2 protein-coding genes are annotated in these 2,489 nt (G+C 38.9%); both read right to left on the minus strand.

Annotated features, from left to right (window positions below; genetic code table 11):
- Positions 1–201 (minus strand): hypothetical protein (locus RMO27_RS07270; protein WP_309730966.1); only part of this gene is annotated, 201 nt, incomplete at its 3' end.
- A 222-nt stretch (positions 202–423) separates the two neighbouring features.
- Positions 424–2,361: a hypothetical protein gene (locus tag RMO27_RS07275; protein ID WP_309730967.1), complete on the minus strand. Its 1,938-nt coding sequence runs from the start codon at positions 2,359–2,361 to the stop codon at positions 424–426.
- Positions 2,362–2,489: the final 128 nt, after the last annotated feature.

A 2,489-nucleotide genomic window follows, 5' to 3' on the forward strand; every position in this document is an offset into this window, starting at 1 on the left:
TTTCAACCAATTTCCATGCTGATTGATAATACTCCGACTTGCGAGAAAATCGTATACTTTGTGGATGGCTAGATCAAAGTTGTTTGAAAGTGGTAATTCATTGGATACACTTCTATCCCACAGAGCGATTAGTTTATCTAAATGAGCAACGACTTGCTCCCACTTATCTACCCCAAACTCTAAGCCTAAAGCCTTTTTCACCTCTGGATTTAGATCTATAGACTGTGCTAACAATGGACGTTGACTGGCGATTAAATAACCATACTCGCACAGTGCTATTTGACTACCTGGATACAGTCGATTTGCTGGAATGAGAGCGGCTGGATATTTTTGCAAACTATCGGCAGATATCGCGACTGGGAGCCAAGCATATTCTTTAAGAGCATGAATTAACTTAGTTTCGCCATCATCAATCGTCGCATTTTATAATTTACTCCAGTGAGTATTGATATATTTAAGGATATTGAGACAAGATTCCTCAACACCATCACTACCAATTCTTTGAGATCGTGCAACTAGTTCAAAAACAAATTCTAGTAGATCTTGAGGTTTAATCTCATTGAGCATTCCTAACTTACTAAAGAAATCGAGCCAATCTTTCCAGTCTTCAGAGTCTTTGGCATCTTCAGAATATTTGGCATAAAAATTGCGATCGGGTATAGGTGCAAGATCGCCTAAAATATCTTTAATTACTACTTCCTTCGGATCGTATATCTTTGAGATCCGGTGTAAATATCCATCTTCACATAATACCAGTGGAGTATTTGCTATTAGCTGCTTAAATTCTTTTGCTTTCTCCAAATCACGCTTTTTAATCTCTTTGAGTGCGATATCGTAATTTTCACGAATCCAAGTTAAAGAGAAGAGTTGTTCGCTATTATTAATCTTCTCATAGTTAGGAATAAGAAAATCTTGAATAAAGGTAGCTCGATCGAGTGTCTTTACTTCTAGTATGCTAAATAAGGGTTTCCAATTTTGACTATCTCCCAATTTTAACAGATGTAGATCTCTATCGATCGCGGGTAAATCCTCTGCGCCCAATAGATAGACATTTTCGTCGGTTAGAGAGACTAATTCATTATTGGTAGTCGGATAAATCTTTAGTTGGCGGAGGTTTATTTTGAACTCTTCATTGTTTTTAATGATTCCGAGATCGCCTACTAGCAAATCTAAAAGCTGATGATAATAATTACAATAGGTTGGTAGCTGACAATTTTCTCGCGTCGCCAAAGTACCGATTAGATCTAGGGAGTTGAATCTCCAGATAAATTGCTCTGGATGCTTTTTGATGAACTTGTCGATCGCTAAAGATAGAACTTCTGGTGCTTCAATAGATAAAACATCAAAGAAAATTACGATCTGACTAATGGCTACATCTCCACTTAGATCATTACACAATAGAGGAGTTTCAAGTACACCTCCTCGATAAAGATTGCCGTCACTACCTGGTACTAATGGAAATTGCTTGAGTTCGTTAGGTAGATCTCCACTCACGTCAGTAAAATACTGATAAACTTTAACCAACCACTGTAGATCTGGAGATTGAGAATCATCTAACTTTAGTGCAACACAAATTGCTTCTTCGTTGAGGACTTCTGATAGATTCTCCGCTATCAGGGTAGGAGTCATCGCAATGATTCCATCGCAGTTATTTAAGCTAGGAAAATCTTTGACTACATCTTCGTCGAGAAACCACTCAGGTACATTACTAAAGATATCTCTAACAATCTGCTCTCCAGTATAAATATTGTCTTGAGATTGATAACCAAAGACTTCTAAAGAACCATCTGCTAACAAAGCTAGCGGTAAACCTTGAAGATCTCGATTATTGCCGCTCAGACATTGTTCCAGTAGAATATAAATCCACTCTCGTCGTTGTAAGCTGGGTAATGGTGCATCTTCAAGAGAACATCCCAGGCTTTGCGATCTTTTGAGGTGATCGATCAGATTTTTTACACTGAAATACTCTAGCTTTATTTCTGCTTGTGCAAATGCTGAAGTAATTCGAGCGGATAATGGCGGATTGGGAAAAATTAAACCATCAGCACTCAGCGGTTCAAAAAGTTTCTCTCTTCCAGTAGCGAGTAATTTAACAGCACTAGGTGTAAACCATTTTCCGGCGGGGGTGGCTCTAATTACAGGTAGATCGTCTAGTAGTTTGAGTAAATGTTTTGATAATTGTTCGAGGGCGATATCTTTGACAATATCTACCGCCCAGAAACTATAAAAACGCTGTGGATCTGTATCGCCAACATCTGCGACTAAATCTCGAACCAATCGCGCGCAAGCATGAGCTACTGTATATTTAATTAGCAACTCATTCCACTGCACTCGATTGGCATCCCGCCCCATTCGTGACAAGTTAAGAAGCGATCGAAGTTGTCAAGCGGGTTTGAGGCGATGAATCGAAGAAAAAATTGTCCGTTCGACTGACGGAATCAGGAAAAGGTGCAATAATCAACTTTCGATGAGGTTTTCGGAGCGTTTTA

The organism is Chamaesiphon sp. OTE_75_metabat_556 (assembly GCF_031378165.1).
Lineage (GTDB): Bacteria > Cyanobacteriota > Cyanobacteriia > Cyanobacteriales > Chamaesiphonaceae > Chamaesiphon.